Origin of the sequence: Flintibacter hominis, from assembly GCF_014287965.1 — a bacterium.
Lineage (GTDB): Bacteria > Bacillota > Clostridia > Oscillospirales > Oscillospiraceae > Lawsonibacter > Lawsonibacter aceti.
The window spans coordinates 341,501-366,686 of record NZ_JACOPO010000002.1 but is presented as its reverse complement, the minus strand read 5'-3'; the positions used below and the strand labels follow the sequence as shown (position 1 = coordinate 366,686).

Here is a 25,186-nt window from a genome sequence, read left to right as displayed (position 1 = left end):
AATATTTCCTACCGGAGGTGGAGAGTCATCCTTATGCAGAGACAGCTTTCCGTGCTATACCCCGGATAAACCTAAGCTATCAAAAAACAGTTGTTCTTAATCAGCTATTAATAAATGCCATTGCACGATCCTGTAAATCGGCGCCAATCTCATTACGGTAGAAATCATAAACATTGGCGGCGGCATCACGCAAAGCAACAACATCGACATCGTCCACGATAGTACAGCCAGCCTCGGCCATAGCATCTTTCATTTCCTGTTCCTTGCCGGCGAGCCACTTGCGCTGCTCGGTACCTGCCTCGACGGCGGCTTCCACAAAAATTTCCTGTAGCTCTGGGGACAAGGTCTCCCACAGCTTGGTGGAGATAGACATGGCCAGACCATTATAGAAGTGACCAGTCAGATTGTAATGAGAACAAACCTCATAGTAGGAGCCGGTATAGGCGCTGGCCACAGGTAGTTCCAGACCGTCGATGGTCTTTTGCTGGACGGCAGTAAACACTTCGGAGAAGGCCATAGGGGTGGGGTTGGCACCCAGGGCCTCAAAGGTCTTCATAAAGGTGTCGGATTCAGGTACACGGATCTTCATGCCCTTAATATCGTCAGGGGTGCGGATGGGCTTCTGGGAGAGAATGTTTCGGAAGCCGCCCTCAGCCCAGCCCAGGACCTTGACTCCCAAGCTGTCATACATGCCGTCAGTGACTTCCTTCATGATGTCACTGTCAAAGAATGCGGCAGCCTGCTTGGAATCAGCGAACATGAAGGGCATCTCACTCACCTTAGAGGGGCCGTTTACAGCGGCATAAGCCAGGTTGGACATAACACTCATCTGATGGGTGCCCAGCCCCATGCCGGTAATGACATCGCCCTCAGCGCCGAGTTCACTGTTACCGCAGATTTCAAAGGTCACTGCGCCATCGGTGGCGGCCCTTACTTTTTCGGCGAACAGAGTGGCAAACTTATGATACTGGTCATCATCGGTGGTGGGGTTCACATGAGCAATCTGGATGGTCATAGAGGGGAAACCTGCTTCTTGCCCCCCGCCTTTGCCGGAAACCGAGGGATCAGACACAGGCGTGGAAGATGAGCCATTACCACAGGCAGACAAGCTGAACAGCAAAGTGGTAGCCAACAAACTGCTTAAAATTTTTCTTGCCTTTTTCATCTTTTCATGTCTCCTTACGATTTATTTTTTGTCTTACAGGAATGTTTCGTTTCGGTAAAGAACTGATCCGTTTTTTATTGTCATTTGTGTTTGAATCAGCTGGTTACCGGCGTACTCATTATTGTATCGGTCAACATAATGAATATCCTGCTCGACTATTTTAAAGACCGCGATATCCGCAATCTGACCGACACGAAGAAAACCATTGTGTGCGATCCCCATCAGTTTGCCCGGGATATCTGTACAACGACGTATGATCTCCCGGAAGCTGACCCCGAGGTTCAAAAGCTCCGACAGAACGTAAGTAAACGAATGTGTGGGCGCTTTATACAAAGACAATAAGCTCAAATCTGAGCTGATAATATCCGGCAAGAAGCCTTGTTTGATGGCGGCCACAGCCACTTTCCCCGAGAAATTAAAGGCACCGTGCCCTAAGTCAAATAACACACCTCTTTCTCGGGCCGCCCAAACCTCGGAAAGAACCCGACCGTTTTCGTCCAAGATTGTTTTGCCTTTTTGGTGGTACATATGACAGAAAATGTCTCCGGGCCTCAAATGCTCCAAAGTTTCCTGTACTTCGCCAGGAGAGTCAGATGCATGGACAGAAATGGGGAGACCGATCTCGTCTGCCAATGCCACAGTTTCCCTCAGTGGTTCCAACCCAAAAGAACCAACGATATCCTTGCTCTGCCTGAGCTTCAAGCCAATAATTTGATCTGGATACTGTTCACACAACATCTTGATGCGCTCGCGGTCAAATAATTGAGGATCAATATTTTCCGTGAAACGATGTGTTAACTGCCCCATTGTGCTCACATGTAAAAAGCTTTTAACTGTCATCTGGCTGTTGGCTACATTGTTCCGGTAAAAGGTTTCAAAGTTTGCGGCACCTACGGAACCTGCATCTACCAAAGACGTAACTCCATGAGGAATTTGAACTAAATCCGCTGGCATCGCAAAGTCTGTGACCCCAAGAGCAATATGACAGTGGAAATCGATCAGCCCTGGGGTCACATAACATCCCGACGCATCAACAATCTGCTTTGCCTCGTTACATAGCAGTTGACCTACTGCCACAATTTTACGACCTTGAACAGCAATATCTCCCGGACCCTCTATTTCTCCTTGAGGGTCCATCAATATGCCATTCTTTATGACCAAATCGTACATAAGCCCTCTTTTTAAAAGCCACAAGGAACGGAGAAGTGCTTTCCAATACTCCTTAGTTCCTCCAGAACCACATCTCCATATTCAACACCGGGCTGATAATTTGCGTGGAACTTATTATGTTCAATTTCGCCCGGCATCATGATTTCAATCACTCCTTCAGCCTTCGGCGCATTTTTGAATTCATCAATAATGTCATCGATCCGGTTCAGGTATGTATCATAAGGCATAAATTGATTGACATCAAAAGCGCCCATAAAATAGCCGATATTCTGAGGATGTTCGAAATCGTACCAGAAACTGGGGGTGTTTCGACAGTTCAGAGATCCACCCATTGCGCTGCAGAGCATGTCAATAATCAGCGCCATTCCATATCCTTTTGGACCTGCCATCGGTGACATGGAACCTCCGTTCAAAATATCCTCCGGATTTGTGGTTGGGTTGCCGTTTCGATCAACACCCCAACCAAGAGGGATGCTCCGCCCCTCTTTTTGCGCTAGCACCACCTTGCCCCTGGCTACAGCACTGGTTGCCATATCTAACATAATGGGCGGATACCCATCTCCTGTGGGCAGGCCTACGGTAACGGGATTTGTTCCCAGCATGGGTGTTGCGCCGCCAGTAGGGACTACACCAACTTCGCCGTTTGCCACAATTACGCTAGCACATCCAGACTCCATAGCAACACGCGAATAATAAGCTCCCACACCAAAATGGTTCGCATTGCGCACAGTTGCAAAACAACAACCAGAAACTTTTGCCCGTTCCACACACAAATTCATTGCCTGCATTGCGACTGAGGCACCAATGCCATTTTTCCCGTCTATCACAATTGCGCTGGGGCTGTCGTTCAGAATCTCTACCCTGACATGGTTTGCAATGACACCGCACTCTACACGTTTAGCATAGGTCGATAACCGGCTGAAACCATGGCTTCCCACACCTCTGAGATCCGCAAAAATTAAGCTATGGGAAAGATGTTCTGCCTCATAGTCATCTAGACCGGCAGCTTTCATGACATCGATTCCGAATTGATGGATCGTTTTTACAGAGACTCTCATCATTCCACCGCCTTTTTTGCAGGGAAGAAGTAATTGACCATACCAAACTGAGCAGTGTCAATCCTTTTCATCAGAAGCGCCTCTGGGCACTGATAGGAGCGATCACCTTCAAAACTGTGAGTTGCAATAATTTGCACCAATTTGTCCGGCAGACCATGCTTGGAAGCCAACAGAGCGCCCGCCAAAGGATGCCGCATCAACTTTGCTTTTTCGGTATAAACAGGCTTGCCCTGATCATTTACGCCATACTCGGTAAATTTACCGACATCGTGCAGAAGTGCTGCGGCAATAATTATGTCCCAATCAACCTGCATGAAGCTATAACGGGGAAGCAGCCAATCGCACACTGCTTTGCACATATTGGTAACATCATGAATGTGGTCCAAGTTGTGAACGGGACAATCAGCGCTCATTTCAGAAACGGCAATGGGGCACTGGTACACTGTTTCTTCAGTCCAACCTCCGGCCTCGATTCCTTCCTGTAACACAGCCACACATTTGTCTCGAAGTTCTACATCTTCAATCCAATCGAATTCCGGAAATTCTTTTCGAATAAACTCTTTGCTGATCATTTGCAACCCTCCAGACGTCTTTGCTTTTTTATTCTTGGTTGATGATGTCGCAACCAATTTCCTTAAGTTTTTCATCCACCCAGGGCCGGATGTATTCGCACTTAGCAAGAATATCATCCATGATTTTGGCCTCTTTATCAATGGTAGCCTGTGTCATGGAAATCAGGACCTCTGCGACTTCGGGGTCGATTACTACAAGCCCGTCTTGATTACCTACCAGAACATCGCCGGGGCGGACCGTCTTGCCGCCGATAACCACGGGTGTATTGATTTCGCCGGGGCCATTCTTATAGGGGCCGTTGGGAGTGACACCCTTGGCGTAAATAAGCATATCCATCTGACTCAACGTATCATAATCGCGGATCGCTCCGTCTACCACCAGACCAACCACGCCCCGGGCCTTGCAGTAATAGGCCATAAGCTCACCGAAAATAGCACGGTTACTGTGGCCCCCTGCATCGATGACGATTACGTCCCCGGGTTTGGCCATGTCCATAGCTTTGTGAAACATGAGGTTGTCACCCTCGGGCACTTTGACGGTAAAGGCTACACCCAACAGCGGGGTCTTATTCAAAGGACGAATGCTGGCGTGGATGGCTGCGATACGGCCCATGTTGTCATCAATGTTGGCCACAGGCATACCTCAGAAACGTTTAACAAGTGCGAGGTCAGGTCGTTGGAAATCGGCAATAATCTTGCATCCAATGCTCATAATGTTTACCTCCGAAACATAAACATTTATCTACCCTAAATCAAATCTGCTTTAGCTCAGGAAATTTGTCCAAAACGAAGGGGGTTGCGACACAACGAGCCTGAAAAGAACCGGAAGTAACTACGGTTTGGCTCAGATTACAGACCATGCAGATTTGAGTTTTTTTGCTACCGATTCCATAAAATCCGATATGAGGACTGAGGATGACATTATCCATCTTAAGCAACGGATTGTTCGGAGTAATAGGTTTTTTCTCCACGGTATCTAACCCTGCGTAAAGAATCTCACCTTCCTGCAGTGCCCATACCAGATCTTTTTGATTAATGATTGGTATGCAGGCAGTATTGATGACCATTGCGGTGTTTTTCATCTTACGGAATGCCTCTTTGTTGAAAAGATGGTTGGTTTCAGGAGAAAGAGGAACATGAATGAAGATAATGTCGCTTCTTTCTAATAGGATTTCGAACGAAACAAATTTTACATTTGGATATATGCTTTTGACTGAGTCTGATGCGTATGGATCAGATACTATCACCTTTGTCCCGAATCCGTTGTAGAAAATGTCATGCAAATGGCGTCCAGCTGCACCGAAATCCATACAAGCCCAACGTCATCTCACTTACATCTCCCGGCATTCGGACACGCTCCCTTTCTGATTTCTCGGTCGTAACAAGTTGTGTTGTGAATTAAACCCATGATTGTGGCTATTACTAAGTTAGCCAGTTCGTTGGTGCAGAAGCCGGGTAGATTTAAAATTATCTTTCCTAATTCAGTTGTAGCATCCAAATCAATGGAATTGACCCCAACACCACATCGTTGAACAAATTTTAGTGGCGAGAAGGGTGCCATCACATCTCTTGTGATGGGGGAATTTCCGGTCGCTAAAATCGCAAATGCATCCTGACACCCTGCAATGATTTCTGCCTCGCTGTTAAAATGCTTCGCTTCCAGCTCAATTCCAGCTGATTCATATGCCTTTCGTACCCCATTCAACTCTGAAGCGGACACACTCCTGTAGTCTTTATCCACTGCAAATAATATTGAGGCGGAAAACCCATTACCTTTTAGGTGTTAGGGAGAATGCCTCCATCCCTTTCTTAGCCTTGCAAGGTTATGTATTTTTCTATCGTGGCCGTCAAAACAGGCGCTCAAAGAACTTTATATATTCTTTCTCTCGAATTTGTTGTTCGTTTGGTTAAAATATTAGAAGCTCATAAATATTTCAAATGATTATTTGTGCTTTAATTATAGCAATATATTGAAAAAAACGGAAAGATATGTTATTCTATACAAACATAGCCTACCGGCTATAGTTTGCGCTTGCACCAACTGCTATGAGGGGATATCTCTATGCTAACCGAAAAGCTTCGCTATTTTTTGACAATTGCTGAATACCGAAATATTACAAAGGCGGCTGAATCATTATTCATTGCGCAGCCCTCCTTAAGTAAATATCTCAAATGTTTAGAAGCAGATTTAGGGGTTCGTCTCTTTGCGCGCACATTGCCTTTAACCCTCACCCCAGCAGGGGAAAAATACTACAAATTTGCACAGAACGTGGTGCTTGAGGAGAAAAAACTTAACGCAGAATTATTTGCGCTCTCTCATAATTCACAGAGTCTGCGGGTGGGCATTCCTGTCTGGAGATATTCTTTACTCCTGCCAAAACTCTTACCGCTGGTTTTGAGGCAACTGCCAAACTATGATATTCAAGTGAAGGAGATTTTTGGGTTTGAAGAAGATTACTTCGCCCTTTTGGAGAAGGACGAAATTGACTGTTGCGTTTGTATTCCGCCAGTTAAGCTTGATAGCAAATACTACGCCTATCCTATATATAAAGAAAAATATCTGCTTATTGGTAATAAAGAACATCCCGCAGTTCGAAAAGCTTTGTCCGAACCAGAACCCTCACTTCATGGTAGGTATCAATACTTTGACATTCGAAACTTAAATGGGGAAACTGTCATAAACTATAAACCGGGACAAAGCATGGAAGAGCATTTCCGCACAGAGCTCGAACGCAACAAGGTTTCACCAAAAGGTATCATTACAACAACAAATGTTATAACCGCAATCAATATGACAAGTGCGCACCAGTCTTTTTCAATCATTCCGGAATTAGGTGAACGACTTTCACCTTTGCCCTCAAATGTTGCCTGTTTTGTAATCGGCAATCCTATTTTTACATGTGATTTCTCCGCAATTGCTCTTTCGTGCTATGCACAAACAGAAATATTGCAGGATTTCTTTAAGATTATGTCGTACAAAATAAATGAAATCTGTGCCTCCAATAACACCTTTCGGTAATGGTATAGGTTGACGCAAAAAATTGCCGAGAAAATGAGTTCAAAATAGTCAATGCTGTATTAAGAAAATAAAAAAGCGCAGAGAACGGGTCAGGGGCCTGAACCTGTGCTTTTACTATCTCCTTTCCTGTATGGCGTCTTTGGCTGCGTCTTGGTTATGCCGTACGTTGGCTCTGGCGATTTGTGTATCGAGCCCTTTTTATTTTGCTAAGAACAAATGAAGCGGTGCCGAGATATGTAACCTCATCAGAATAGTCACAATTATGTGCGCCAATGGTAAATTGACTTGACATTTGACCTTTGTTTTCCCCGTATGACCGAAAAATGTTTCGTGGCTACCTGAACTGCGTTCATAAAGATTGTTCATAAATTCAGACGAAAGTGGGTGCCCGGGCGTCTCATGTGTAAGCGCCTGGTTCAGACAGCAGTCCATAAATGAGATCTGCTGGTGAACGACATCCAGTGTATGCTCGGCTTCGTTATGTACAGATTTGTTGGTGCCCGGTCCAGAACAAATCAGCAGCATGGCCTTATATTCAGCGGCACGAAACTTTTGCCAAGCTGATTATTGATGTGAAAAAGAGCCCTGCTTGTAGCAATGCTGTTCGGGTGGGGAAGAGAACTGTTCAGTTTTGGTAAACTTATTTTGAACAATTGTTATGCATATTGACAGCTTTAGTGGGCTTACGTTATCCTGTACCTGACCGTAGTAGTCCATTTTAACGATACTTTTCGTTTTTAACTGATTTTACAATTCGTGTTGCTCTCCCGACATGTAGATGAGTGCCTTAGAAGCGCATGACAAAGACTTTCAAGCCAGTGGAAATTTTTGTCATGCGTTTTTTGCATTTGAAATCCGGCAAATACACATGATGTGAGAAACAACGATAAAAACAACGAATATCGCTGACAAAACAAAGACAGAGTTTGATGTCGCCATACGTAAGGCTATTGAGGACCGGAAGCACGATACCAACGAAAAAAGAAATTATTTCTCAAGAAAAGCAAACTCGACAGAGTGACAATGATTAAAATGATTTGTCTTATAGGAGGAAACATTTTACGTAAGGAATTGTACGATTATCACGCAGTAAATATAGCTGTATCCAGTTTCTCCGAGCGCCGCACCGCTATCGACTTGGAACTGATTGTTTTGCGCCGCTTTTCTGATATAGAAAGCGGCAACGAGGAATTTCTCTGCAAGGGGCGTAAACTGATTACCATGGACGGTGTAAACTTCAACACTGCGCACAACAAAAACATGCCATCTTTTATGTCTGCACCAAATACCATAAAGGGTGGATAAAACCAATACAAAGCAACAGCAATGTTAGATTTGCTGTCGCACCAAACAGTAGATATGGCGCTAAATTCTATTAGCGCACAGAATGAACACGCAGACGCAGAATTTTGATACAATGGAACGATTTTCCTCCTTGCATTATAGTCTGTGACAGACTATATCTGTGATAGTCCGCAGGGCCAAGCATGGGCTTTGATAACATCTCAATATCCTTATCAGGGGCATAGTCCCTTATAGGCCGTAGTTTGATTCGTAAACCCCGCATGTGTGGGGATGAACCGCCTGCCGGGGCCTGGCCGAATACAAACATAACCGTAAACCCCGCGTGCGTGGGGAAATTTCCAAAGAGAAAAGGAGGAACACGGAATGAAAAATTTACAGGAACTTCCTGAGTTGGGGGACAGTATCAACTATTTGTGCCTAGAACATGCGGTGATTGAGCAAAATGACACAGCTATCGTTGCCATTCAGAAAGAGGGCAGGACGCCCATCCCCATTGCGGCAATGACCTGCCTTTTGCTGGGACTGGGGACCAGCGTGACCCATGCGGCAATCCGTACGATTTGCGAGAACGGATGTATGGCCATCTGGTGTGGGGAGCATGGAGAGCGATTTTATGCCTCTGGTGTTGGGGAAACCAGAAGTGCCAAAAATCTGTTAATCCAGGCCAAGGCCTGTATGGATCAGGAGCGGCATTTGGAAATCGCAAAGCGGATGTATCAGATTCGCTTTCCCAATATGAAGACCGATGGCCTGACCCTCCAGCAGCTGCGCGGCATGGAGGGAATAAGGGTTCGAAAAGCCTATGAGCTGGTGTCGAAAACGACAGGGGTCCGATGGAAAAAGAGATCCTATAAGGCCGAGGACTGGGATTGGGCCGACCCGGTCAATCAGGCGTTGTCTGAGGCCAACGCACTGCTGTATGGTTTGTGCCATGCGGCGGTGGTGTCGCTGGGATATTCACCAGGGCTTGGTTTTATCCATACGAGGAAACAGCTCTCTTTTGTGTATGATGTGGCAGATTTCTATAAGGTAGAAACCACGATCCCGGCAGCTTTTGAAGCGGTCCGAGAACTAACGTCTGGAAATGACCAGAAGAAACTGGTTCGGATGAAATGCAGAACGTATTTTGCCAACGCCCATATTTTGTCCTGCGTCGCCCGTGACCTGACGTGGATGCTACAGGGAGAAACTGAGGAGGAACAGGACAATGGTTTGCGGGTTGGAACACTCTGGGATGACAAGATGGACACAGCATTCGGAGGAAGAAATTATGCGGGTAGTGAGGTAGAGAAATGACGGTCATTGTCATGGATGGCGCGCCGGAAAGCGTTCGTGGAGAGCTCAAACGGTGGTTTCTGGAATTGAAACCAGGAGTATTTGTTGGTCGTGTGAATGTACGGATCCGAGAGCTGTTGTGGAAACGGATTTGCGGTACGGACCGTGCGGCTGGCGCGGTCATGTCATTTTCCGCTCCGACAGAGCAGGGCTTTGAAATGCGAATGCGGGGAGACCCTAAACGACGTGTGACAGATTTTGAGGGGAGTCAACTGGTCACAGTTTCAAATCAGGACGGTATTGACGAAGACGAGGAAAAGCTTCCGGGATTTTTCATAAAGCTTAATTTACTGGATGAATAAATCCCATGCTTCATTGTTTGTTACCTTGCAAATCCTGAGCTGCCTTTGGGGAAAGAATTCGCTTTGTTTCCTATTCCGGATGGTCAAGAAGTAGCGGAGAACGAGTTTTACCTGCAACGGGCAAATGCGTGAGTTGCGGCTTACCACATAACCAGCCATAGACTGAGGTGGAATATACAGAAGTGGTATGGCCAAAGAGTGATGGAAAGTATACTGATTAAATGGGAAAGTGCTGAAGATAAGCAAAATAGATTGGGAAAATGTCAAATCGGCGTTGGTAAGGATGAGGCCCCGGTTCAAATCTGGCCAGTAGTACCATTTCAGCAAAACCTGCGTCAAAATCGAAATTCATAATTGGCTATAATTAGATATTACAGTATTGGCAAGCAGATTTAAGGAAGTTCATTCCCTCTTAAACCTGCTTTTGTTTATGTTTTAAAGCGTGAGGCAGCCAAAAAACTTCCTCATGGCTATGTTTTAATTGACTAAGAAATTGTTGCGCATGAAAAAAGTCAGGTGCTGTTAGCGGAATATTTGGGTATCATCCTGCTAGATTCAGTTTAGGAAAAATTGTTAATATACTTTTTGAAAAAGCATTCCTTCACTGCCTGAAAACCTAAAATGACCTAGGCGGTCGTGCACAAGCTCCTGGATAATAAGAAATATGTTCCAATTGTTGCTATGAAAGCAACTTAATTTGGAAAGATAGTTCAAGGAAGGGACATAGCTGCAAAAAATGACGGAGTAAATATTATTACTTTAACAAACCCACAAAATCATCTATTTTCTTCAAGCGAGTATGCTATGTATGAGGCAGAAATAGTTGAGAGTTTCGCATAATTTTGATTTTGAGTAGGCCTTTCGGTGGGATGTCCTGAGGTTGACCAACAAAAAGAATTACAAGCCATGTAAATTGTTACGTCCTAACAGATGCAAAGTTGCATCTTTTTTGTTAACGAACGGCAGAAAAGAAGCACCTGTCATGCAGGTGCTTCTTTCTGTTTCAATCTTATCGCTCAATTGATAGACCGTTACCGGAGCGGCAAGCAACAGATCCCTGTTTGCGGACGGCCTCTCCTCCAATTCCAGATAGCGTACAGTCCATGCAGCTCCTTTCCAATGTCCTCCACACATCCAGTGGAGCGTGATTGGACTTTCAGTCCTCGCCAAAGCCGCTTTCAATCAGCGCGGTCAGTTCAGCCACAGCCTCCTGTTCGTCGGGACCTTCCGCCGTGATTTCAACAGACTCTCCCTGACAGATACCCATGGAGAGCAAAACGATGATTGATTTGGCGTTTCCAACTGGTTTGTCGCTCTCCATGCGGCGGATGGAGATCTTAGACTGGAAGCCTTTCGCCCGAGCCACAAATTCAGAGGCAGGGCGGGCATGGAGTCCAGAAATATTTTGAACAGTAACAGAGCCACAATACATTGCGGATCACCTCATTCATTCTACTGAATATTCAGAATATATAGTTTTCTTGAGATAACGCTTGACTTCCTCAGCTGAGGTCATCATACACACGGCATCTGACAGCGCGGCCGCTTTTTTCAAATCGGTGGAAAGGATCATCTCTTTCACAGAAGCGACAGAGGAGATATTCATGGACAGTCGGCGGATACCGCTTCCAATCAGAACCGCCGCAGCCAGTGGATCTCCGCCCAGTTCCCCGCATACACTGACCGGCTTGCCTTGCTTTGCAAAGGCAGAAACCACATGACGGATCAGGCGGAACATAGCCGGATGATAAGGCTGATAATAGGAGCTGACCGCTGGATTTCCACGATCTACCGCCATCAGATACTGGGTCAGATCGTTGGTTCCAATACTGGCGAAATCCACCTCTGCCGCCGCCTGGTCAGCCAATATAGCAATGGATGGGATCTCTACCATGATTCCTGTTTTGAAGTCAGGCTGGAAGGGATGACCCTCAGCCTTCAGCTCTGCCTTGACCTGCTCCAGGGCAGCCTTTGCCATATAAATATCGTCCATACTGGCCACCATAGGAAACATGAGCCACAAATTTCCATAGGCTGAGGCCCGCAGCGCAGCCCGGAGCTGTGTGTGTAGAAGCTCCGGATGCCGGAAGCAAAGCCTCAAGGCCCGATTGCCCAGGAAGGGATTGCTTTCCGTCGGCATATCCAGGCATTCTAAGGGCTTATCGCCTCCAATGTCCATGGTCCTCAGGACCACGGGACGGCGCTGAAAGGTCATCAGAACCTTTCGATAGGCCTGAAACTGCTCCTCTTCCGAGGGGAGCGTATTGCGCCCCATATAGAGAAACTCTGTGCGAAAAAGCCCTACACCATCGGTATACTTGGCCCCGGCCAGGTTATCCGGATCGGCGGCGGCAATATTCAGCTCCACCTCGATACGGACTCCGTCCGGTGTAACAGGCTCACGGTCAATAAAGAGTTTTGTGTGGGTGCGCTGTTCCCGCTCCACCGCTCCCTTGGCCTGGTAAACCTCCAGAAGCTGATCGTTGAGCTCAGTGAGAACCACTCCATCCACTGCGTCCAGGATGATCGGTTGTCCGTCTTGCAACTGAGATATGGCACCGGTAACGCCCAACACGGCGGGGATCTCATAGTTACGGGCGATAATTGCGCTGTGTGAGGTAGTGCCGCCAACCTCGGTAATAATGCCGCGCACATTATCCCGGTCCAGCGTGGCTGTGTCTGAGGGCACCAAATCCCAGGCCACCACGATGGTATCCGGCGGGAGAACTGAAAGCTCCTGCTCTGGAAGACCCTCCCAGCAACGTAGCAGCCGGATCTCGATGTCCCGCAGATCGGCCGCCCGTTCCCTGATGGTCGGATCGGGTAACTTTTCAAGCATATTAGCATATTGTTCATACACCGTTTGGATTGCTCGCTGTCCGTTCATGTCTCCTGACTCTATCAACCCCCGAAGCTCCTCATCGATGGTCTCATCTCCCAGGATCTCCAGGTGAGCGGAGAGGATATCCGCTTTGTCCTGCTCATTCTTGTTTTGAAACCTCTCCCGTAATCCCTCCATCTCCTCCCGGGCAAGCCGGCAGGCCTCCAGATAGTGGGTCAACTCCGACGCCGTACTCTCTGGGGACTCAGAGGAGAATATAGGAACAAATCGTTCATATCGATATACCTTACCTACCACGACCCCAGGAGAAACGGCGGTCCCTTTTAATGTCATACTGCCACCTCCTTGTATTATGTCACGAACCTGATCGATCACCAACAGGCTGGGAGATACCTATGATCCACAGCTGACTGTAAGTCTTTATCTGATGCAGGTAGCCAATCATCCCATACCGATCCACTCTGTAGGGATCCGGAGCATGGATGATCCACCATGGGTATCTCAGAGCCTGCTGATCCTTGCGCTTGATACAGACCCGGCAGAGAAAAAGACATCGTGTCTAGGGGTTCCCCGGCAGATCACAGGCCAGAAGCCGGGCCGGCCTGATGGAGCATGGGGAGGAGGATCTGCTCTACACATTGTCTCACCCCATGTTCTTGGTTGGAACAAACCAGGCGGTCGGCGACCGCCTTTAATTCAGGCTCCCCATTGGCTACGGCTACTCCTGTACCAGCCCATTGGAGCATACCCATATCGTTCATGCTGTCCCCAATGGCTACGACTTTATCCTGGGAGAGATGGAACATTTCTGCCAGACGGCGCAGTGCAAGTCCCTTTCCAACCCGGGGACCGTTGAGCTCGATAAATTGTCCTTCACTGATCACCAAGGTGACCGGATCTGGGATATTGGCCTTGAGGAATTCCCCACAGAGCGCGATCTGATCCTTAGGACCAGCCGCTACGATCTTGTTCCAGGGAACCGGAACCGAGGCTATAGGGAGAAGGGGGGCTTGGTATTGTTCCCGATTCCAGGATATCTCTCTGGTATAAGCGTTTTCCCGGACAGCACATGTAAAATCATCCTCCCCCCGAAAGATGAGAAATCCCACCTGTTGAAAACGCGCCAAAGCTTCCGACAGAGAAGGTCGGACAGATTCGGGGAGAAACTGCCGCCATAGGACCCGTCCCGCCTTTACATCATAAATACATCCACCATTGTAGGTGATGATGGGCAAATTTACAAGCTCCATTAGCTCCGGGTACAGCATAGCGCCTCTGGTAGGGCGGCCGGTGGCTACGGTAAACAGCCCGCCCTGCTCCACAAACTGAGCCGCCGCTTCTAGACATTCCCGGGGAACCTGGGCATTGTCATCCAAAAGGGTCTTATCTAGATCGGTGACAAACAGCAGCTTTTTTATAGGGACCTTATCCGGTTTCACACTTGGATCCATACACGGGAGACTCCTTTTCTATTGATGAGACTTGCCCCCGCCCACACCGCCGCATGGAGGTGTGGGCGGGGACAATGTGTACAGGGTGAAGCTGGTTCAGCCACCGAAGAAGCTGAAGATCTTATATAGTAGGTCAGGCAGAAGCTCCTGGCCCATGACCAGCGCGGAGGTGTGGGTAATCCCCTCGGCATAGACATAGCCGGACTGGACGGCCATGATATCATGGATGTTGGTCATAGCGGTGGCAATCAGCAGAATCACGATCCCCTGGATAATGGCGCTGACGATTCCGCGGAAAATGTTGTCCTTGGCGGCCACGGGGCACCAGCAGAACCAAGAGGTGAGCACCGCCAGGTCGGCAATAGGCAATACCCGATTCCCTGGGACAACAGCGGCCAAGACAAGCATGATGGGGATCATAATGACGCCTACAACGATGACGCTGGGACGGCCCATAAGAATGCCACCGTCAATCCCAATATAGAGCTCCTTGCCCTTGAGGAACTTCATATTCTGGGCCCAGGTCTGTGTGTACTGGGCGATGGTAGACAAGCCCTCCATCAACAGGGAGACCATTTTGGGCAGAAGAAGGAGAACCGCGGCAATATTCAATGCGCTGGCTAGAATTTCTGAGGGGCCTTGGCCCGCCAGCACGGACAGCACTGCACCTACTATCAGCCCGATGAACATGGGGTCTCCAAAGAAGCCGATTTTCTCCTTTAGGTGCTCCGGATCGGCATCGAGCTTGTTAAAGCCGGGGATCCGGTCATACAGTTTATCCATAAATTTGGCATAAGGCATCCAGAAAATCGAGCAGGTGTGAGGAAAGCTAATGCCCGGATAGATGTGCTGGGTAACAGGGGCTGCGTAGTCAGCCAGCCGGAATGTCACCGCCGCGGTGATCAGCGACGCCAGCAGGCCAAAAATCACGTTGTTGGTGCTGTAATACACCATCGCACCGGCCAGCATAAAGCCCCAGTAGTTCCAAATGTCCACATCCAGAGTGCGGGTGAAGCCGGCGACAATGAGTATGATGTTCAGTGCAAACACGCCGACAAAGATCAGTGGCGCGATGGGCACGGCCCAGGCAAAGGAACCGGTTACGGGCCACCCTACATCGATGACATCCAGGCTCAAATTGAACTTTTCAACAAGCCCTGTGGAAATGGGCCCAATATACTCGGCCAGCAGGTCCATAACCATAAATGTGCCGATGAATCCGCAGCCCACTGTGACTGAGGCCTTCAACAACTGTTTGATGGGAACCCGAACCACAAGTCCGATGATGAACACAAAGATGGGCATCATACAGGCGGCGCCAAGATTCTGCATAAAATTGATAAAACTTTGGATGACTTCCATTGATCTGTTCCCTCCATTCTTTCACTGCTCTTTTTGTTTCTTCCTCCCCTGGATGCCGTTAGATCAGGCCTCCAGCTTTTGGATCATGTCATACAATTCGGCAAGGGTCTTGTCTCTGCCTACTCCAGTGAAGATGCTCATCCCATCATGGTGTAGGCCCTCACGCATCTGGAAGGGAGGCTGCCCGACCGTATAGACAAAATCCGGGTTCCAGGCCTGGATCTTGTTCTGCAATTCGTAGAATGTGCACTTCTGAATGTCATAGCTCACTTTTTTCTTGTCCAGGTAGCTGGAGATCATCATTTGCAGCATACTAGACTGGGCGATAGCCGCTCCACAGGCCACCAGGATGCGAACTTTTCGATTGACCATAAGAATCATTCCTTTCGACAATTCATTCGGCGGAAGCGCCGTTAAATATATTGCTGAATTCCAGGGGAGTCGATGTTCCCATCAGAGAAGCCAGCGTCTCCTCATTGGAAATGGTAGTCATCAGCTTTTGCAGAAGACTCAGCTGCTCCTTGGGATCCTTAAGAGCCAGGACAAAGATGATGGACACATCCACCTTCCCATCATCCGCGGTACCGCCGCTCTGAGCGAATTTTACCGGTTGGGACAATCGGCAAGCCGCGATCTGCGCCGTGATCACATGCTGTGGGGTCAGAGAGTGCGGAATGGCGACTCCTACCGGCTCGGTTGGCAGCCCTGTGGCCCACTGCAGTTCCCGTGCGATTACATCCTCGTCATAGCCCTCTGTGACAAACCCCTCACCCATCAAAGGGCGGCAAGCCTTTCGAATGGCATCTTGCCAATCCTGGGCCTCTACATCCAGTTGGACACAGGAGGAATGGAGCATCATACTGCTAGCTTTTTCCATGATCAACACCACCTATCGTAAAATCCTCTGTTGTACCGATGGGAGTACCGGCATTTTTCTCTTCTTTTTGAAGGATGTTAAGCACATCCTGTTTGGTACGTGCCCGGAAAAGGGCCTCCCGTACCGGCTTTTCCGAGATCATGTTGAATAGTTGGATCATAGCTTCCATGTGAGAGGAGCTGTCCACAACGGACAGGGTAAAAACCAGCTTGACCGGGTCGTTGCTCTTATTTCCAAAGGAGACAGGACTACGCAGACTCATAAACCCAAAGCCCAGCTTCCTGCAGCCATCTGCCGGGGAGGCATGGGCGATGAGGACACCGGGAAACATCACCATAGCGGGTCCGAACTCCTGCAGGTTGCGAACAATAGCATGTTTGTATGCCTCAGTCACATATCCCCCCAGCTCCAAGGTCTGGGTAGACTGATAGACTGCTTCCTGCCAGTTTCGGCAGGGCACATCCATGCGCATTAGTCCAGGCAACAGCAGGTCCTTCAGATCCCATATATTGTCCTTTTTGGGGGACGGTTTCTGGATCCGAGTATCATGGAGCAGGAGGGAGAGAATATCATACCGGAGCTGTTCGATATTCCGGTTAGCGCCATGACCCTGGGCGATCCGCACAAGCTGTTCGGTCAATTCCATGTACCGATCTGAGGAGTGATTGGCCTGGCGTGCGTCGATGAATTGCAGGATGTTTCGATAGTCCTGCCGCGTGAAAATGGGGTTTACCCGAATGTAAAGCTCGTTGGGTAGCTGGGGTAGATCCACTGTACTAATGATATAGTCACAGTGCAGTGACCCCTGTTTGATCTTCTCACAGACATCCCGGCCGGACAGGATGTCAGCAATCTCCACATTGAATAGGCTTCTCATCTGAGAGACCACCACCTGGGCCGTGCCATAGCCAGATCCACAGGCAATGACGACCCGTGCTGGGCGAATCACCTGAGGGTCTCGCTGGTTAATCGCGGCCAAAAAATACAGGGCAATATAGGAAATCTCCTGGTCGCTGATGGGACCGTCACAGCACTGTTCCAGAGGTTTTACTGCTTCGGCGGTATTGCGGAGTAATTGCCCGTGCTTGGCCACCAGATCATCATAAAGGGGATTTACAATGGACCGGTGGTAGCGGATGCGGTAGATCGTAGGGATGAGATGGGCTTTGAGGTGCTCCACCAGCTCTGTCCTGGTTGGACCAAAATCGATCTGATAGAGGCGTTGAATGTTGTCTACCACTTCCTCGGTCACACGATCCAGCCGGCTGGATCGCGTCTGATCTCGGCCCAGCCGCCCTTGTCCGCTAACGATGCTTTTGGAGCACAGCAACTGAGCGGTGAGATAGTACTGTACTCCGGCTGGAAAACTGACCTCATACTGTTGGGACAGAAGTTCCATCATCATCCCCGCCGCCTTATACTCCTGCGTCATCATCAGGGTGTCTTTTCCATGGGCAATCCGGATCGGAGTAATGGTTCCGCTACGGGCCCGCTGGGTCAGCAGGGCAAGGCAAAAAATCAGTTTTCCAAAGGCCTCGTCGCTGAAAATTCGGTTGAGAATACTTTCCGCATGCTTCGGAATATCTCGAAAAAGATCAACGTCCAGGTTGCGGAACAGGTCCTCTAGCAGCAGAGTGGAAATCTTTCGTTCCAGAGGCTTGCTGTACAAATACCGATCAAATTCCGCCAGGGAGATGTGATTATTGAGCGTCTGAAGGCATACGCCTAGGATAGTTTCCTCATCGCCCTCTGCCCGCAGGCCTACACGGGCACGCCGGACCAGAGAGATGCTTTGTGCCTCCAGTTGCCGCTCTACAACTTCCAGATCACCGATCACCGTTGGATATGAGACGATCAGCCTTTTCGCCAGTTCCGGCACACTGATATAGGGCACAATGCCGGTAAGAAGGGCCATCTTAATATACAGACACCGCTCCTGAGTGCTATATTTATACTGATATGGGGTGGTTGTGGAGAGAAAGCCCTGCAATAGAACTTCTAGTCCTGGTGTATGCTCTAAATAGATGCCAGCACCAAATCTGCGGCTTAACGGAGGAAGACTATTTTGTTGAAAAAATTTGTCCAAAAGATCTAGGTCATATCGGACAGAACGCTCCGTTTTTCCCATTTGTTCGGCCAGTTTGTTGATAGGGACATAGTCCTGGCAGTTGTATAGGATCTTCAATAAAGAAACGCAGGTATGATTTAGTTCCATGGAATCGCTCCTTATGGATGCTATTCTAATCCAGTCGATCAGATTTCTACAATATAATCATCATAAATTTTCTGTAAAAATGAAAATGAAAAATTGAATATTTGGTAAATAAAATACGATTTTTACACTAATATATTATGCGACCTATACAAAAACATCGGAAGGCGGGCGACATAACGCCGAGTATGGGAAACGAAGAACCAAGGGGTGTTTTGAATACGGCTGCTCTCTGATTAGATCCGGACACATATGCCCCGTGTATCTGGCCTCAGCGTTCGACCAGCTGGCTTTCCTCCGGCCGCATCAGATCCAGTATGGGGATTTCCAGATAATGTCAGAGGCTTTCCTCGTATATATGCTGTTCTACATCGCTCATTTTTACTTCTCACACCCTGCTTGTCGGGCGCAAATTTGGTTCCCCATTCAGCACTCCATGCAAGACCAAGAATTGGTGCTACAAGGGATAATGCAAAACGCTAACAGAATACTCACAGTTTTTCGAAAAGTGAATATGCCGCTTGTTGATCGGACAATTGATTTTCAATATATGGAGGCATAACCAAGTGGTTAAAGGGGGCGGATTCGAAATCCAGTAGGTCGGCTTCTCCGGCGCAAGAGTTCGAATTTCTTCACCTTCGCCATTGTAGAAAAATAGTAACTTAAAATTGGCTATAATTGTATATCTACAGATTGCGGTAAGCAGATTTAAGGAGATTTTTTCTCTATTAAATCTGCTTTTGTTCATGTGTTAGCAAAGAAAGACTGCTATGATATTTCCATATGGCTATGTACTTGATCGGTGGGGAGATTATAAACCGCCCTTTGTTTGTTGCTTACAGATTATCAGTGTCCCTGATTTTTAATTACACTTGGCGCCTGGGGGACAGAGTAAACCTTGGTCATTGAATATGCAATAATCTACCGCCTCTACCCCGCACCCGCCGCGTGAGTGTCCAGCCGGCCCTGCATCTTTTTTGCAACTACCCTCCATAAAAATAACCACACTGATAAGTGTGGTTATTTTTATGGATACCTGAGAATTTTAAGATGCTGGGATGAAGTGAATTCGTCCCGCGCGGAAGGCTCACTTGTACGACGCAAAAGCACCGCCGGCTCTTTTTTATTAACGCAGGACATGGTAAGTTGACAAACCTAAAAAGCCAGAAAACGGCATATATCAAGGGCTTGAAAATTTTCTCTTCCTGTAGAAGCGGGCGTAAGAAGTGAAAAATGGATTTTGAGTAAGTCGAACCCTCTCTCGTTTCAGTATAAAGTATAAAACCGTCGGATTCTGGGATATAGAATCTTGACAAAAGAAAATGTGTTATGTATTTGCGATAAAATAATTTGCTCGAAGCAAATTGTGGAGACTGAAATCTCCCAGCCCCCAGCGCATTTATAGATTGCTGAAATGTATGCTATAAGTCGTACATCGACACTGAATTTTCAGAATCAATTGTTGGTTTATGAAATCCTCCTCCAATTGGTAGAAAGAGAACAAATAATTATTGCTTGCACCCAAAATCCAAATCATGTAAAATGGTTTTGCGATGGAATTCTGGTTCTGAAGAACGGCATGGATTTATGCCAGAGTACTGTAAACGACACGTTGCCGTATAGTTGCCTTAAGGAATTTTATGGAGAAGTCTGTAAGTTTTGGCACGGAATAATCGCACCTAACTAGTATAAGTTGTGGTAGTATTCAAAATACTAGGTAGGATCGTCTTTTCGCAAATAAACGATTCGGTCAGTTGAAACGCAGGGCTGGTATCCATTTACGGGATATCGGCCCTGTAGTCTCCATATTGGACATCGTTTTGCTCTTTTAAGATATTTGATGACAATTATTCCTTTTTCAGTACACGGATTATGTTTGACTGACCTTCGAATGAGGATTTATTGCAGCACCGGGGAAAAGAAAACGAAAATTCTGTTCGGTTAATCGGGATAAAGTCAGAAGTTAAAACATAAAAGAGTATCCGCAAGGCTGTCCTTGCAGATACTCTTTAAGAATGGCCTTCCTTTCCTTGGCTCTGTTTATGCATATCAGCCCTATGAATAGCTATTTGGAAAAGAGATAGACTCCTAAAATAAAAGAAGTAGCCTACTCTTTTATAGATATATCATATAGTGCCACTGCTTGCGGTGTTCCGGAGGCTGAGGCAAGCATCAGATTAGAGGCGGACCGCAATTCTCCTGTCCGAATGAATAGCTTTACATCCTGGGCTAAAATAATAAATTCTTCCATTGGTACCTCAACATGTGTTTGTGCTTGAAAAAGCTGAGTTATCAACTGATAATATTCTGGGTTTTTTTCAGCCAAGGTGTTCATAATAACGTAGCTCTCAAAAACCATTTCATTGAGAACTGCTTTCAATGTCTGTGGAAGATCAGGGATCCCTCCTACCAAGGAGATATCCACTACATTACCCCCGACAGGAATTGGAAAGCCAGCGTCACAGATAAGTAGTTTATCCCCATGACGCAGCTTTGTCAGCTCGGAGAGAAGCTGCGCATTTAAAATTCCGGACTTTTTCATAATGGAATCTCTCCTTTTTAAAATTCAAAAATGACTTTAATGCCCTTACGACTTTCCACTAGGCGAAACCCCTCCTCCCACTGCTCCAAAGGGAGCCGATGGGTAATAACATCACGTACATCTAATTTGCGTAGTTCCATGAGTTTCAGGCAGTTTTTCCAGCCTTGATAGTCATAAGCAAAATGACCCTGAATTCGGATTCCCTTATTGACATAACGGTCTAGAGAAATGCCTACTGGCCCAGCATCATAACCGACTTTGATAAATTCACCGCCCTTTTGTAGCAGGGCGAGCGCTACCTCAAGAATCTGGTTTTGACCAGCACAATCAATCAATACCGGAACCATTTCACCGTTTGTAATGTAAGACACCCGTTGGAATACGTCCTCCTCCTTAGAGCAAATCACATGGGTAGCACCGAACTTTCGGGCAATTTGGATACGATCTTCATTGCGAGAGCGGTTGACTGCGATAATACGTCCGGCACCCATCAGATGGGCAATCTTTATCGCAAGGAGGCCAATCGTCCCTAACCCGAAGATCAGGATATCCTGACCTGGTATTAAACTGCTTTCTTCTACGACGGCCTTATAGGCATTGCAGATGGGGTCCATGAGACTTGCTTCCGCAAAGGAAACATTGTTTGGAATAGTGTAAAGTGACTGAGGATTAACGGATAACAGGTGCCCGGATATTTTGACGTAAGGGGCGAAACCTCCGTCCATGCCGGAACCTAGACCTACTCTGTGGGCACACATTAAGTAATTGCCTTTGGCACACATATCGCATTTACCACACAGGTCACCACTGTTGTCGGATACTACTCTCTGACCGATCTCAAAGCCTTTGATGTGTTTGCCCACTGCGGCGATTACCCCGGAAAACTCATGACCCAGAATCACAGGAGGCCGCAAATTTTCTGAGTTCCCCAGATTCTTCATCCGTATATCAGAGCCGCAGATTCCAGCCGCCTTTACTTGGACTAACAGATCATCGTCCCCAATTTGAGGGACAGGGCGTTCCATGAGCGTGAGGTGCCCTGGACCTTTTTCAGTCTTAACAAGAGCTTTCATTATAGTTTCCATTTGACACCTCCCCTTGTTAGAGTTTACGCATAGTATCCAGGTCACGCTTCGCTGTCTGGAACACACTCCCGGTGTTACCCATGGGGGGAAGGTGATAGAAATTTTCCGTGATGTACCAGCCGTCGTATCCAATCTCATGCAGTGCGGCAATACTATCTTCAAAACGGCCATAGCCCTTGCCAAGCTGGCAAAAGCCAGTCATTTCCTCTGGACAGTCTTTTAAATGGACGTGGTCGATCCACTGTGTCCCAAAATGCCTGATTTCTTCCGCGGGATTGCCTTTCAGAAATTTGATGGGATTCAGAATATCGTAGCACAGTTTGATCCCAGAACCCACATAGTTTAAAATTTCCTTGATATAATGCTCCTGGAGGATGCTTTCGTAGACTAGTTGGATGCCACAGTCCTCCGATATATGGGCCGCTTGTTTTAGCAGCTTCGCAGTACATTCTATATCATAGCTATTGATAATACTACAAGAATCATAGGAGGTCACCAGTAACGCGGGGATATTCATGGCCTGGCAGGCCTCCAATCCCTTACGGATACTATATAGCGCATGCTTGCCCGCCTCACTATCCACCGGTTTCTGGAGCCCACCTTCCCGAACTAACGTGAACAGGTGCATGGATTGTAGTTGGACCTGGAAGCGACTTGATGCTTCCAGATAGGTCTGTTGGATGTGGGGATCATTCAGTGGAAAACAGTTCCTTGCTCCACCAAGATCGCCGATCTGGATACCATCAAAGCCAATTACCCCAGCGTACTCAATAGCGGAAGGACCTGTTACGGCAAATGACCACTCACAAATTCCGCATTTTTTGCTCATTTGCTTGCTCCCTTCCGTGTTAGGCGTCGAGTACGTAGCTGTCGCATCACCAAAGCCATTAGGAGGGTTTCCTCTCCTTCGAGAGCAAACTCCGGCCCCAAATCCACACCAAAATGGAATTTCATCATGGCCTTTTCCTGATTTACCAGCATGCCCATACCGTTGAGAACACGCAGCCCTCTGGCCTCTGCACGGGCTAAGATGGAGGTGCGCTCTGGATTAAAAATAACGTCTGCTACACAGGCATCCTTGGGGAGAAGATCTATAAAGGTTAAGTCTTCATAATCACCCTGGTGTCCGCTCATGCCCAAACTAGTACACTGAACTACTAGGTCAGCTTCTGGAGCACAGGAACACAGATTCTCCAGCGTCATGGACATTGCTGTAGCCTGAAGTGTAGGGAAATATTTTTTTAAAGATATGGTAATTTTTTCCGCCTTAGATACAGTGCGGTTCAGAATGACCACAGAGGATGCACCCCGCTGGCATAACTCTGCTGCGATAGGACCGGAGACCGCTCCAGCGCCCAGCATCAGGACTTTAGAGCCATAAATAGGAAAGCCGGAGTCTTCGATAGCCATGACCATACCAAGACCATCTAGCCCCACACCGATCAGTTTCCCATCTCGAATCTTTACATGATTCACGCAGTTGAACTCCCGGCTAAATGGCTCTACTTCGTCGCAGAGGGGAATAATGTCACTTTTGTGGGGCATAGTGATATCAAACCCCTTAACACCCAATTGCTTACAGGACTGAATGAACGCCGGTAATTCTCCTTTTTTGACCACCACATTCAAGTTCACTGCATTTAGATTAGCCAACTCGTACATCCGGTTATGGATAGTGCAGGCACAGGCGTGATCCAAAGGATCGCCGATCTGAAACAATAGCTGAGTATCTACATCGTATTTGACTCGCATTTGTGTTGACTCCTTTTCCAAATAGTGGGAAGCCTCCTGGACCTGCTTAGATCTCAGGAGGCTTCTTCCTTCCTGACCAGAAACACGAAGTTTCTAGATCAGAATTTTAGGATACATTTGACGACTTCGTTGCCCCTGTTGATAGCCGTGTCAAAGGCCTTGTCTACATCCTCAAAGTCGAAAATATCAGGGTCTACTGCCTTGAGGTCGATATCACCCTTTTCGATTAGCTTAATGGCTAGGGGGAAGATATTGCGATAGCGGAAGACCGAGCGAATGTCTGCCTCGATTTTTCCGAGCTCATTAAATTGGTAGGGAACTGGATCTGCAATGGTACCGACTTGGACAATTACGCCGCCTCTCCGAACTGCAAAGACGTTCTGCGCAGCTGTCTGGGCCCGTCCGGCTGTTTCAAAGACGACATCCGCCCCCTTCTCGTCGGTCAGTTCCTTAAGCTTTTCAAGCATATCAGTTTCGGCTACGTTGATGGCGTAGTCGGCACCCAACTCAAGGGCCTTCTCTAATCGGTTCTGAAATATATCCGTGACAATGATTTTCTGCGCATTCATTGCTTTACAGGACAGCAGAGTCATTAGACCTATGCAGCCCATGCCGGTGATTAGGACTACCTTAGAGTTGTCTACCTCGCCCCGGCGGGCAGCGTGCATTCCCACGGCCAGCGGCTCAATCATAGCACCCTCCAAGGTGGAGACGCTCTCAGGCAACTTGAAGCAGCCACGGGCAGGATAGGCCATGTATTTCTTAAAGGCTCCGTTATAGGGCGGAGTGGCCATGAATTTCATGTCCTCGCATAGGTTATACCGCCCGGTCATGCAGTATTCGCAATGTCCACAGCCCAGACCTGGCTCCATGACGACCTTGTCACCTACGGTCACATTGGTGACCTTAGAGCCAATCTCTAACACCTCGCCGGTACATTCATGTCCCAGGACATAGGGAAAGGTGACCTTACGGCGACCAATCCCACCAAAGCGGAAATAATGCACATCGGAACCGCATACACCGCAGTATTCCATCTTAACTAAGACTTCATCGTCTTGAATGACCGGCATTTCGCAGGGGAATACTTGAATTTTTCCTGGTTCCAACAGTAGAGCTTCTCTATTTTCCATCAAA

The 25,186-nt window shown here is 47.6% G+C and carries 23 protein-coding genes; 4 read left to right on the top strand and 19 right to left on the bottom strand.

The annotated features are described in order from the left end of the window. Positions 1–100: 100 nt before the first annotated feature. The 7 genes from H8S11_RS05010 to H8S11_RS04980 form a co-directional block, all read right to left on the bottom strand. On the bottom strand, positions 101–1,015 hold the full coding sequence (locus tag H8S11_RS05010) for a TRAP transporter substrate-binding protein (protein WP_186852407.1): 915 nt from the start codon (positions 1,013–1,015) through the stop codon (positions 101–103). A gap of 183 nt (positions 1,016–1,198) precedes the next feature. Then, on the bottom strand, positions 1,199–2,335 hold the full coding sequence (locus tag H8S11_RS05005) for an amidohydrolase family protein (RefSeq protein WP_186852406.1): 1,137 nt from the start codon (positions 2,333–2,335) through the stop codon (positions 1,199–1,201). 11 nt (positions 2,336–2,346) lie between these two features. After that, entirely contained in the window at positions 2,347–3,396 is a 1,050-nt protein-coding gene (locus H8S11_RS05000) for an Ldh family oxidoreductase (RefSeq protein ID WP_186852405.1), read from the bottom strand. Beyond that, on the bottom strand, positions 3,393–3,965 hold the full coding sequence (locus H8S11_RS04995) for an HD domain-containing protein (protein ID WP_186852404.1): 573 nt from the start codon (positions 3,963–3,965) through the stop codon (positions 3,393–3,395). Before H8S11_RS04995 ends, H8S11_RS05000 begins: the two co-directional genes overlap by 4 nt. Before the next feature lie 28 nt (positions 3,966–3,993). After that, positions 3,994–4,605, bottom strand: a complete 612-nt coding sequence (locus H8S11_RS04990) for an RraA family protein (RefSeq protein WP_366460730.1) — start codon at positions 4,603–4,605, stop codon at positions 3,994–3,996. A gap of 112 nt (positions 4,606–4,717) precedes the next feature. Next, the gene (locus H8S11_RS04985; RefSeq protein ID WP_186852403.1) at positions 4,718–5,275 is read right to left on the bottom strand and encodes a 2-hydroxyacid dehydrogenase; all 558 of its coding nucleotides are present in this window, start codon (positions 5,273–5,275) and stop codon (positions 4,718–4,720) included. Positions 5,276–5,292: 17 nt separating this feature from the next. After that, entirely contained in the window at positions 5,293–5,706 is a 414-nt protein-coding gene (locus H8S11_RS04980) for a Rossmann-fold NAD(P)-binding domain-containing protein (RefSeq protein ID WP_186852402.1), read from the bottom strand. A gap of 321 nt (positions 5,707–6,027) precedes the next feature. Here H8S11_RS04980 and H8S11_RS04975 point away from each other — a divergent pair, with 321 nt between their 5' ends. From H8S11_RS04975 to cas2e, 4 genes are all read left to right on the top strand, one after another. Beyond that, positions 6,028–6,984 carry a LysR family transcriptional regulator gene (locus H8S11_RS04975; RefSeq protein ID WP_186852401.1) on the top strand — a complete coding sequence of 319 codons (957 nt, stop codon included), beginning with the start codon at positions 6,028–6,030 and terminating at the stop codon, positions 6,982–6,984. Positions 6,985–8,007: 1,023 nt separating this feature from the next. After that, positions 8,008–8,289 (top strand): hypothetical protein, encoded by a 282-nt coding sequence (locus H8S11_RS04970; RefSeq protein WP_186852400.1) that lies wholly within the window; start codon positions 8,008–8,010, stop codon positions 8,287–8,289. 363 nt (positions 8,290–8,652) lie between these two features. Then, positions 8,653–9,585 carry a type I-E CRISPR-associated endonuclease Cas1e gene (cas1e, locus tag H8S11_RS04965; protein ID WP_186852399.1) on the top strand — a complete coding sequence of 311 codons (933 nt, stop codon included), beginning with the start codon at positions 8,653–8,655 and terminating at the stop codon, positions 9,583–9,585. Further along, the gene (gene cas2e, locus H8S11_RS04960) at positions 9,582–9,926 is read left to right on the top strand and encodes a type I-E CRISPR-associated endoribonuclease Cas2e (protein ID WP_186852398.1); all 345 of its coding nucleotides are present in this window, start codon (positions 9,582–9,584) and stop codon (positions 9,924–9,926) included. Before cas1e ends, cas2e begins: the two co-directional genes overlap by 4 nt. Before the next feature lie 1,156 nt (positions 9,927–11,082). On the opposite strand, the gene H8S11_RS04955 is transcribed toward cas2e, so the two are convergent. From H8S11_RS04955 to H8S11_RS04900, 12 genes are all read right to left on the bottom strand, one after another. Then, the gene (locus H8S11_RS04955; protein WP_147572919.1) at positions 11,083–11,358 is read right to left on the bottom strand and encodes an HPr family phosphocarrier protein; all 276 of its coding nucleotides are present in this window, start codon (positions 11,356–11,358) and stop codon (positions 11,083–11,085) included. Between the two features lie 15 nt (positions 11,359–11,373). Further along, positions 11,374–13,101 carry a phosphoenolpyruvate--protein phosphotransferase gene (gene ptsP, locus H8S11_RS04950; protein ID WP_186852397.1) on the bottom strand — a complete coding sequence of 576 codons (1,728 nt, stop codon included), beginning with the start codon at positions 13,099–13,101 and terminating at the stop codon, positions 11,374–11,376. Between the two features lie 245 nt (positions 13,102–13,346). After that, complete coding sequence (locus H8S11_RS04945) at positions 13,347–14,219, bottom strand: Cof-type HAD-IIB family hydrolase (protein ID WP_186852396.1); 873 nt, start codon at positions 14,217–14,219, stop codon at positions 13,347–13,349. 96 nt (positions 14,220–14,315) lie between these two features. After that, positions 14,316–15,581 (bottom strand): PTS galactitol transporter subunit IIC, encoded by a 1,266-nt coding sequence (locus tag H8S11_RS04940; RefSeq protein ID WP_186852395.1) that lies wholly within the window; start codon positions 15,579–15,581, stop codon positions 14,316–14,318. Between the two features lie 63 nt (positions 15,582–15,644). Continuing rightward, on the bottom strand, positions 15,645–15,953 hold the full coding sequence (locus H8S11_RS04935) for a PTS sugar transporter subunit IIB (protein ID WP_186852394.1): 309 nt from the start codon (positions 15,951–15,953) through the stop codon (positions 15,645–15,647). A 22-nt stretch (positions 15,954–15,975) separates the two neighbouring features. Next, a complete protein-coding gene (locus H8S11_RS04930) occupies positions 15,976–16,458 on the bottom strand; it encodes a PTS sugar transporter subunit IIA (protein WP_186852393.1) in 483 nt (160 codons plus the stop codon). Further along, positions 16,445–18,673, bottom strand: a complete 2,229-nt coding sequence (locus H8S11_RS04925; protein WP_186852392.1) for a BglG family transcription antiterminator — start codon at positions 18,671–18,673, stop codon at positions 16,445–16,447. The genes H8S11_RS04930 and H8S11_RS04925 overlap by 14 nt, the downstream gene beginning before the upstream one ends. A 2,104-nt stretch (positions 18,674–20,777) precedes the next feature. Further along, positions 20,778–21,212, bottom strand: a complete 435-nt coding sequence (gene rbsD / locus H8S11_RS04920) for a D-ribose pyranase (RefSeq protein WP_147572906.1) — start codon at positions 21,210–21,212, stop codon at positions 20,778–20,780. A 17-nt stretch (positions 21,213–21,229) separates the two neighbouring features. Beyond that, positions 21,230–22,297 (bottom strand): zinc-dependent alcohol dehydrogenase, encoded by a 1,068-nt coding sequence (locus H8S11_RS04915; RefSeq protein WP_186852391.1) that lies wholly within the window; start codon positions 22,295–22,297, stop codon positions 21,230–21,232. 16 nt (positions 22,298–22,313) lie between these two features. Continuing rightward, positions 22,314–23,126, bottom strand: a complete 813-nt coding sequence (locus H8S11_RS04910; RefSeq protein ID WP_186852390.1) for a sugar phosphate isomerase/epimerase family protein — start codon at positions 23,124–23,126, stop codon at positions 22,314–22,316. Further along, on the bottom strand, positions 23,123–24,049 hold the full coding sequence (locus H8S11_RS04905) for a shikimate dehydrogenase family protein (protein ID WP_186852389.1): 927 nt from the start codon (positions 24,047–24,049) through the stop codon (positions 23,123–23,125). The genes H8S11_RS04910 and H8S11_RS04905 overlap by 4 nt, the downstream gene beginning before the upstream one ends. Positions 24,050–24,147: 98 nt before the next feature. Further along, positions 24,148–25,182 carry an NAD(P)-dependent alcohol dehydrogenase gene (locus tag H8S11_RS04900; RefSeq protein WP_186852388.1) on the bottom strand — a complete coding sequence of 345 codons (1,035 nt, stop codon included), beginning with the start codon at positions 25,180–25,182 and terminating at the stop codon, positions 24,148–24,150. Positions 25,183–25,186: the final 4 nt, after the last annotated feature.

Excerpts from the sequence above, each read along its gene's own strand:
- H8S11_RS05010 (WP_186852407.1), bottom strand. The coding sequence starts at position 1,015 with ATGACCATCCAGATTGCTCATGTGAACCCCACCACCGATGATGACCAG.
- H8S11_RS05005 (WP_186852406.1), bottom strand. The coding sequence starts at position 2,335 with ATGTACGATTTGGTCATAAAGAATGGCATATTGATGGACCCTCAAGGA.
- H8S11_RS05000 (WP_186852405.1), bottom strand. The coding sequence starts at position 3,396 with ATGATGAGAGTCTCTGTAAAAACGATCCATCAATTCGGAATCGATGTC.
- H8S11_RS04995 (WP_186852404.1), bottom strand. The coding sequence starts at position 3,965 with ATGATCAGCAAAGAGTTTATTCGAAAAGAATTTCCGGAATTCGATTGG.
- H8S11_RS04990 (WP_366460730.1), bottom strand. The coding sequence starts at position 4,605 with ATGCCTGTGGCCAACATTGATGACAACATGGGCCGTATCGCAGCCATC.
- H8S11_RS04985 (WP_186852403.1), bottom strand. The coding sequence starts at position 5,275 with ATGGATTTCGGTGCAGCTGGACGCCATTTGCATGACATTTTCTACAAC.
- H8S11_RS04975 (WP_186852401.1), top strand. The coding sequence starts at position 6,028 with ATGCTAACCGAAAAGCTTCGCTATTTTTTGACAATTGCTGAATACCGA.
- H8S11_RS04970 (WP_186852400.1), top strand. The coding sequence starts at position 8,008 with ATGATTAAAATGATTTGTCTTATAGGAGGAAACATTTTACGTAAGGAA.
- cas1e (WP_186852399.1), top strand. The coding sequence starts at position 8,653 with ATGAAAAATTTACAGGAACTTCCTGAGTTGGGGGACAGTATCAACTAT.
- cas2e (WP_186852398.1), top strand. The coding sequence starts at position 9,582 with ATGACGGTCATTGTCATGGATGGCGCGCCGGAAAGCGTTCGTGGAGAG.
- H8S11_RS04955 (WP_147572919.1), bottom strand. The coding sequence starts at position 11,358 with ATGTATTGTGGCTCTGTTACTGTTCAAAATATTTCTGGACTCCATGCC.
- ptsP (WP_186852397.1), bottom strand. The coding sequence starts at position 13,101 with ATGACATTAAAAGGGACCGCCGTTTCTCCTGGGGTCGTGGTAGGTAAG.
- H8S11_RS04945 (WP_186852396.1), bottom strand. The coding sequence starts at position 14,219 with ATGGATCCAAGTGTGAAACCGGATAAGGTCCCTATAAAAAAGCTGCTG.
- H8S11_RS04940 (WP_186852395.1), bottom strand. The coding sequence starts at position 15,581 with ATGGAAGTCATCCAAAGTTTTATCAATTTTATGCAGAATCTTGGCGCC.
- H8S11_RS04935 (WP_186852394.1), bottom strand. The coding sequence starts at position 15,953 with ATGGTCAATCGAAAAGTTCGCATCCTGGTGGCCTGTGGAGCGGCTATC.
- H8S11_RS04930 (WP_186852393.1), bottom strand. The coding sequence starts at position 16,458 with ATGGAAAAAGCTAGCAGTATGATGCTCCATTCCTCCTGTGTCCAACTG.
- H8S11_RS04925 (WP_186852392.1), bottom strand. The coding sequence starts at position 18,673 with ATGGAACTAAATCATACCTGCGTTTCTTTATTGAAGATCCTATACAAC.
- rbsD (WP_147572906.1), bottom strand. The coding sequence starts at position 21,212 with ATGAAAAAGTCCGGAATTTTAAATGCGCAGCTTCTCTCCGAGCTGACA.
- H8S11_RS04915 (WP_186852391.1), bottom strand. The coding sequence starts at position 22,297 with ATGGAAACTATAATGAAAGCTCTTGTTAAGACTGAAAAAGGTCCAGGG.
- H8S11_RS04910 (WP_186852390.1), bottom strand. The coding sequence starts at position 23,126 with ATGAGCAAAAAATGCGGAATTTGTGAGTGGTCATTTGCCGTAACAGGT.
- H8S11_RS04905 (WP_186852389.1), bottom strand. The coding sequence starts at position 24,049 with ATGCGAGTCAAATACGATGTAGATACTCAGCTATTGTTTCAGATCGGC.
- H8S11_RS04900 (WP_186852388.1), bottom strand. The coding sequence starts at position 25,182 with ATGGAAAATAGAGAAGCTCTACTGTTGGAACCAGGAAAAATTCAAGTA.